At 70.9% G+C, this 7,353-nt stretch carries 6 protein-coding genes; 2 read left to right on the top strand and 4 right to left on the bottom strand.

The features are described from left to right. From VI238_RS17290 to VI238_RS17280, 3 genes are all read right to left on the bottom strand, one after another. On the bottom strand, positions 1 to 464 hold a 464-nt coding region (locus VI238_RS17290; protein ID WP_331653618.1), incomplete at its 3' end, for a hypothetical protein. Positions 465 to 466: 2 nt separating this feature from the next. After that, positions 467 to 1,924: an IMP dehydrogenase gene (guaB, locus tag VI238_RS17285; protein WP_331653616.1), complete on the bottom strand. Its 1,458-nt coding sequence runs from the start codon at positions 1,922 to 1,924 to the stop codon at positions 467 to 469. A gap of 101 nt (positions 1,925 to 2,025) precedes the next feature. Next, positions 2,026 to 2,757 carry a pseudouridine synthase gene (locus VI238_RS17280; RefSeq protein ID WP_331653614.1) on the bottom strand — a complete coding sequence of 244 codons (732 nt, stop codon included), beginning with the start codon at positions 2,755 to 2,757 and terminating at the stop codon, positions 2,026 to 2,028. Between the two features lie 94 nt (positions 2,758 to 2,851). Between VI238_RS17280 and VI238_RS17275 the strand changes: the two genes are divergently transcribed. Then, entirely contained in the window at positions 2,852 to 4,210 is a 1,359-nt protein-coding gene (locus VI238_RS17275) for a hypothetical protein (protein ID WP_331653612.1), read from the top strand. A gap of 5 nt (positions 4,211 to 4,215) precedes the next feature. Here VI238_RS17275 and VI238_RS17270 read toward each other — a convergent pair whose 3' ends face one another. Further along, positions 4,216 to 4,788: an ECF-type sigma factor gene (locus VI238_RS17270; RefSeq protein WP_331653610.1), complete on the bottom strand. Its 573-nt coding sequence runs from the start codon at positions 4,786 to 4,788 to the stop codon at positions 4,216 to 4,218. A gap of 123 nt (positions 4,789 to 4,911) precedes the next feature. Between VI238_RS17270 and VI238_RS17265 the strand changes: the two genes are divergently transcribed. Then, a partial coding sequence (locus VI238_RS17265) for a serine/threonine-protein kinase (protein WP_331653608.1) occupies positions 4,912 to 7,353 on the top strand: 2,442 nt, incomplete at its 3' end.

The raw sequence follows: 7,353 nt of genomic DNA, 5'->3' as shown, positions 1-7,353 counted from the left end.
GTCGCCAGTTTCACGGTCGAGGCGACGCCGGTGAGCGTGCCGACGCGTTCCGTGCGCAGCACCGCCTTGGCGTGCCCGGCGGGCGCCTTGGCGCCGAGCGTCTTCTCGAAACCCGCCGCGACGTCCTCCGGGTCGCGCGCGTGAGTAGCCGGCTGCTCGAACACCATGATCACGGCGTCGTTGCCGTCGAGCGTCCAGCTGCGTGGCGGCGACGGATCGCTCTCCCACGGGAAATGTCGCGGATAGTCGAATTGCAGCGCGCCTTGCGCGAAATGCCGCCACGGCATCTCGTCGACGCGCAGCCTCGCCTTCGTGCCGCCGACGTCGACTTCGATCGGCGCGCCGGCGCTCGTCACGTACTCCCGGCCGTCGAGTTGGATGCGCAGTTGCGTCGGTGGTTCGTCGCTTGCCGCGCGGCACGGGATGGCGAACAGCGCGGCGAGGAGCATCGGCGTGGTGCGCACGTTCAATCCAGGCGGTAGTTGGGGGCTTCCTTCGTGATCGTCACGTCGTGCACGTGCGATTCGCGCACGCCGGCACTGGTGATGCGCACGAACTGCGGGCGTGTGCGCATGTCCTCGATCGTCGCGCAGCCGACATAGCCCATCGACGCGCGCAGTCCACCCGACAGCTGGTGCACGATGTTGCGCAGCGGTCCGCGGTACGGCACGCGCCCCTCGATGCCTTCGGGCACGAGCTTGTCGGCGTCCGCCTCCTCCTGGAAGTAGCGGTCCTTCGAGCCCTTCTCCATCGCGCCGAGCGAACCCATGCCGCGATAGCTCTTGTACGAACGGCCCTGGTACAGCTCGACCTCGCCCGGTGCCTCCTCGGTGCCGGCGAACATGCCGCCGATCATCACGCAATCCGCGCCAGCCGCGATCGCCTTGGCGATGTCGCCCGAGTAGCGGATGCCGCCGTCGGCGATGAGGCCGACGTCGCTGTCCTTCAGCGCCTCGGCGACCATGCCGACCGCGGAGATCTGCGGCACGCCGACGCCCGCGACGATGCGCGTGGTGCAGATCGAGCCCGGACCGACGCCGACCTTGACCGCGTCGACGCCCGCATCGACGAGCGCCTTCGCGGCGTCGGCGGTGACGATGTTGCCCGCGACGAGCGACACGTCGGGGAAGCTCCGGCGCACCCAGCGCACGCGCTCGATCACGCCCTGCGAATGTCCGTGCGCGGTGTCGACGATGATCGCGTCGACGCCGGCATCGACGAGTGCGGCGATGCGCGACTCGGTGTCGCCCGCGACGCCGACCGCGGCGCCGACGCGCAGGCGCTCGTGCGCATCCTTGCACGCGTTCGGATTGTCGCGCGCCTTCTGGATGTCCTTGACCGTGATGAGGCCACGCAGCCGGAACGCATCGTCGACGACGAGCACCTTCTCGATGCGGTACTTGTGCAGCAGCGCGAGCACCTCGTCCTCGTCCGCGCCTTCCTTGACCGTGATGAGGCGGTCCTTGCGCGTCATGATGTTCTTGACCGGATCGTCGGGCTTCTTCTCGAAGCGCAGGTCGCGGTTGGTGACGATGCCGACGAGTTGCTCGCCCTCGACCACGGGCACGCCCGAGATGTTGTGGCGCCGGGTCAGCTGCATCACGTCGCGGATCGAGGTGAGCGGGTCGACCGTGATCGGATCGCGGATCACGCCGGCCTCGAACTTCTTGACCTGGCGCACTTCGGCGACCTGGCGTTCGATCGACATGTTCTTGTGGATGATGCCCATGCCGCCGCACTGGGCCATCGTGATCGCGAGGCGCGCCTCGGTCACGGTGTCCATCGCCGCCGAGATGATCGGCAGGTTGAGGCGGATCGAGCGGGTCAGGCGGGTGGAGAGGTCGACGTCGCGCGGGAGGACGGCCGAATGGGCCGGTACGAGCAGGACGTCGTCGAACGTGAGGGCGTCGGTGAGTATGCGCATGCCCTATTTTACAGGAGCATGGCCGCCGTCGCCAGCCGTCCGTCGCACCGACGCGACGGCGTCGCGGGCGCCCGGGACGGCTCGCGGATCGCGCGTCCCGCCTACGCCTCGTGCACGGCTTCGCGGCGCGCCGGCAGTGCGTCGAGCCAGCCGAATGCGCCGAGCAGCCGTTGCCACGCCGCGTCGAGCGGCGCCTCGAGCCGTAGCGGCTCGGCCGTCGACGGGTGGCGCACTTCGAGCCGCCACGCATGCAGCAGCAGGCGATGTACGCCGTAGTGCTGGCGGATCAGGCGGTTGTGGTCGCCGCGGCCGTGGCTCGTGTCGCCGAGCAGGTGGTGCGAGACATGATGGAAATGCCGGCGGATCTGCCGGTATCGGCCGGTCTCGGGCGAGACTTCGAGCAGCGAGTAGCGCTGCTGCGGGTAGCGCCCGTGCGCGATCGGAACCTCGACCGTCGCGAGCCGGCGCCAGCGCGTGAGCGCGGGCTTGGTTTCGCCGGCGAGACTCGAACCCGACAACGGGTAATCGATCTCGCCCACCTGCGCGGGCCAGCCGCGCACGACCGCGAGGTAGGTCTTCTCGACCGAGCGTGCCATGAGCTGACGGCCGAGGTCCGCCGCGGCCACCGGGTTGCGCGCGACGAGCAGCACGCCGCTCGTCGCGCGATCGAGCCGATGCACCGCATGCAGCGGTCCCTCCACCTGCAGGCGCAGGCGGTCCATGACGTAGTCGTCGTCGGAGCCCACGAGGCGGCTGCGATGGACCGCGAGCCCGGCGGGCTTGTCGATCGCGAGCACGTCGTCGTCGGCATGCAGAAGGGTCAACCCGGTCATCCCGCGATTGTAGCCGCGGATGATCCCTGCCCCATCGGGATTGCGTACGTGGATGCGAGCGGCGATCGCGCCGCCCCGATCCTCGGAGCACGCCATGCGTACGTTGCCGCTGTTCGTCCTACCCTTTTCCATCGCCATGGCCACCGGCGCGCGTGCGCAGGCGGTCGACGGTCTTCCCGATACCTCGTTCGGCAGCAGTGGACAGACCGTGGTCGCGTTCGACCGCGGCGCGAACGACAGGGACCATGCGCGCGCGATCGTCGTCGATGCGGCCGGACGCAGCTACCTCGTCGGCGACGTCGACACCGCCACCGGGAGGAAGATCGGCATCGTGCGCCTGCTCGCGAACGGCGCCATCGACGCCGCCTACGGCAACGAGGGCAACGGGCGCGTCGTTTCGCCACCGGTCCAGGCGTCGATCACGGTCACGAGTGCCGCACTCGACGCGCAGGGCTACCTGCTCGTCGCGGGATCGCGCCTCGTGAGCGGCACCGACACGAGCTTCCTCGTCTGCCGGTTCGACTCGAGCGGCGAGCTCGCGAATTTCGAGGGCGGCCAGGTCGCGTGCCGCCAGCCCGATTTCAACCTCGGCGGTTTCGATACCGACGTCGCCCATTCCATCGTCGTGCAGCCGGACGGCAGGATCGTGCTCGCGGGCTACGCGTCGACGGACACGGGCACGACGCTCGCCGTCACGCGCCTGCTGCCGGACGGCTCGCCCGACGCCGGTTTCGGCACCGGCGGCAGGACGACCTACACGGGCGCCCCGTTCGTGTCGTTCGATGCGACGCGCATCCGGCTCAACCCCGATGGTTCGTTCGTGACCGCGGGCTCGGCTTACGACGCCAATGCGTTGCACTTCGGCGTGATCGTCCACATCAGTGCCGACGGCGTCGTCGACGCCGCCTTCGACGGCCACGGTTACGCGCGCTCGCCGAGTTCGAACTCCGACTACACCGACGTCGCCTGGGACCCGCAATGGCAGCGCTACGTCGCGATCGGCAATCACCTGCAAACGACCATGCGCGGCCACGTCGACTGCCTGCTGCCGGACGGCAACGGCGCGACCTGCCCGCACGCGCTCGACGCCGGCAGCGACTTCGTGCTCGGATACGGCGTGTGGTTCTCCTCGCTGCTGCGCCAGGTCGACGGCCGCTGGCTCGTCGCCGGCAGCTACGCGGCGTCGCAGGGCGGGCCGACCGACCTGTTCGTCGCGCGGCTCGAGCCCTCGACGGAACTCGACACGCTCGAGTTCGCCGCCCCGGACGGCTTCGCCACGCACGATTTCGGCCTCGCCGGACACGACGATGTCGGCACCGCGATGGCGCTGCAGCACGGTCGCATCCTGGTCGCCGGCGCAGGCCTGTACACGGCCGACACGAGCGACTACGACTACGGCGTCGCCGCGTTCGCGCTCGACCGCATCGTCCAGAGCGGATTCGAGAAACCGTGATCCGCTCAGGCCGCCTCGAGTTCCTTCTGCAGGAACGCCTTCGCCGCGCGCGTGTCGCGCTTGATCGTCGGTTCGGACACGCCGAGGAGTTCGGCGATCTGCTTCACCTCGAGCCCTGCGAAGAAGCGCATCTCGACCACCTGCACGAGGCGCGGGTCGAGCAGCGCGAGCTTCTCCATCGCGCGATCCATGCCGACGAGCTGCGCCGCCTGCTCGTCCACCGGCAGCGGCGCGCCTTCGAGAACGTCGAGCGGCACATGCTCGGCGCCGCCTCCGCGGCGCTCTGCGAGGCGCGCACGCGCGTAGTCGATCACGACCTGGCGCATCGCGCGCGCGGCGGTCGCGAAGAAGTGCACGCGGTTCTCGAATGCGCCGGCATGGCCTTCGAACAGCTTGAGGTAGGCCTCGTTGACGAGCACGCGCGTATTGAGCGTCTCGCCACGCCGGTGGCGGCCGAGTTCGGCACGCGCGATGCGCAGCAGGTCGTCGTAGACGAGCCGCAGCGCTTCCTCGCGCGCCGCGGAGTCGGTGGCGCCGGCGGCGATGACGCGGGTGAGTTCCGGGTTGTCGCTGCTCATGGCGCCCTCCTGGGTCGATGGTAGTGCGGACCGCGCCGCCCGTCAGCAGGGCGCTACGGGCGCCGCGATCCGGCCGCCCGACCGCGGCACGCTAGAATCGTCGAGGGGTTGCGGAGGGAAACGATGGACGCGCAACGTTGGCGCCGAGCACGCGAACTGTTCGATGCGCTCGTGGACACGCCTGCGGCCGAGTGGCCGGCACGCGTCGCCGCTGCCTGCGCAGACGATGCGGAGGTGCGTGCCGAGGTGCTCGCGATGCTGCGCGCGGACCAGGCCAGCGGGTCCGGCACCGACTTCGACGCGTGCCTGCCTGCCGCGGTCGCGGACATCGCCGGCCGCCTCGTCGCCGCGGGCCCGGACGAGGCATCGGCTGCGCTCGAAGGGCGCGCGGTCGGGCCGTTCCGCCTCGTTCGCGAGATCGGCCGCGGCGGCATGGGCGCGGTCTGGCTCGCCGAACGCACCGACGGCGCGTTCCGGCAGCGCGTCGCGGTCAAGCTCATCCGCAGCGGCTGGGACGTCGACGAGGTGCTCGCCCGATTCCGCGCCGAGCGGCAGATCCTCGCCGGCCTGCAGCATCCGAACATCGCCCATCTCGTCGACGGCGGCGTGACCGCGGACGGCAAGCCGTGGCTCGCGCTCGAATACATCGACGGCGAGGACCTGCGTGCGTGGTGCGACAGCCATCGGCTCGACCTCGCCGCGCGCCTGCGCCTGTTCCTCACCGTCTGCGACGCAGTCGCCCACGCGCACCAGCGCCTCGTCGTGCACCGCGACCTCAAACCGTCGAACATCCTCGTCGGGCGCGACGGCGTCGTGAAGCTGCTCGACTTCGGCATCGCCAAGCTGCTCGACGCGGCGGACGGCGGTGTCAGCGCGACGCGCGTGTTCACGCCCGAGTACGCCGCGCCCGAACAGGTTCGCGGCGAGCTGCTCACGACGGCGGTCGACATCCATGCGCTCGGCCTGCTGCTGTACGAACTCCTGTGCGGGCGGCGTCCGTTCGAAACGGAGCATTCGACGCCCGCGGCCTACGAGCGCGCGGTGCTCGACCAGGAACCGACGCGGCCGAGCCTCGTCGTCGCGCGTGACGACGCCGAAGCCGCGTCGATCTCGGCGCGCCGCGACCTCGCGCCCGCGCGCCTGCGCCGCGAGCTGCGCGGCGACCTCGATGCGATCGTGCTCAAGGCGTTGCGAAAGGAGCCGAGCCAGCGCTACCCGGGCGTACAGGCATTCGCCGACGACGTGCGGCGCCATCTCGAGCGGCAGCCCGTACTCGCGCTTCGCGGCAGCTGGCGCTACCGCGGCACGCGATTCCTGCGCCGGCACGCGCTCGCCGCGACGCTCGCGGGCTTCGCGGTTCTGGCCCTCTGCGCGGGCCTGGGCGCCGCGCTGTGGCAGGCGCATGCGGCGAACGTCCAGCGCGACAGCGCGCGCGCGGCGCTCGCGTTCATGCGATCGCTGTTCGACAACGCCGATCCCGCGCGCCGCAAGGGCGACCAGCTCAGCGCTCGCGACCTGCTCGATGCAGGCACGCGAACGATGCGCTCGACGCTGCCCGGCGAGGACGCCGCGCGAGGCGAACTGCTGCTGACGATGGCGTCCGCTTACCTCGGCCTCGAGCAGCTCGAAGCGGCCGCGCCGCTGATCAACGAGGTGCGTGCCGCGGCCGAGGCGCGCGGCGACGCGCCACAGCTCGCGGCGGCGCTCATCCAGCAGTGCCGCCTGCGCGATCTCGGCAACCACACCGACGATTGCCCGCCGCTGCTCGATCGCGCCGAGGGACTGCTCGACGTCGACGACCCGGCGCAAGCGCGTCTCGTCGCGTACTCGCTCGCCCTGCGCGTCTACGGTCTGCAGCTCGAGAATCGCTACGACGACATCGTCGCATCGATGCGACGCGGGCTCGCCCTGCTCGGCGACCGTCGCGAGGAACGCTACCTGCGGGTCGAGCTCGCCTCGCACCTCGCGTTCGCGCTCAATCGCCTCGACCGGCCCGCGGAGGCCGAACGCGTGCTCGCGCCGTGGCTCGCCGAGCTGCGCCACGACGACGACACCGAGCGCGTGCTGCTCGTCGATACGCTCGGCACCCTGTCCAGTTCGCTCGGCGCGCTCGGCCGGCACGACGAGGCCGTCGCGATGCAGCGCGAAGCGGTCGACGTCGCCGAGAAGCTGTACGGACGCGACGATCCGACCGTGGCCGAGTCGCTCAACACCCTCGCGCGTACGCTGAGCGGAGCCGGCCGGCTCGACGAAGCCGTGGCCGCGATGCAACGCGCGGTGGCACTCGACCGCGGCAACGAGGCCGGCGGCAAGAACCCGGAACTCGCGAGCGCGCTCTGCAACCTCGCCGTGCTGCTCATCAAGCAGGAGCGCTACGAGGACGCCCGCGCGAACCTCGACGAGGCGATCGCGGTCGCGCAGCGCGCCGACTTCGATGCGGACCTCGGACGCAGCCTGTGGTGGCGCGCGGTCGTGCATCTCGCCGCGGGTCGCGCTCCCGCCGCGCTCGACGACGTTCGCCGCATGCGCGACGTGCTCGCGCCGAGCCATGCGCCGGGCGACGAG

Source organism: Dokdonella sp., from assembly GCF_036518555.1.
In the GTDB taxonomy this organism is placed as follows: Bacteria; Pseudomonadota; Gammaproteobacteria; order Xanthomonadales; family Rhodanobacteraceae; genus Dokdonella_A.
Note: the sequence above shows the minus strand (reverse complement) of the source record. Positions and strands in the feature narration are given on the sequence as shown.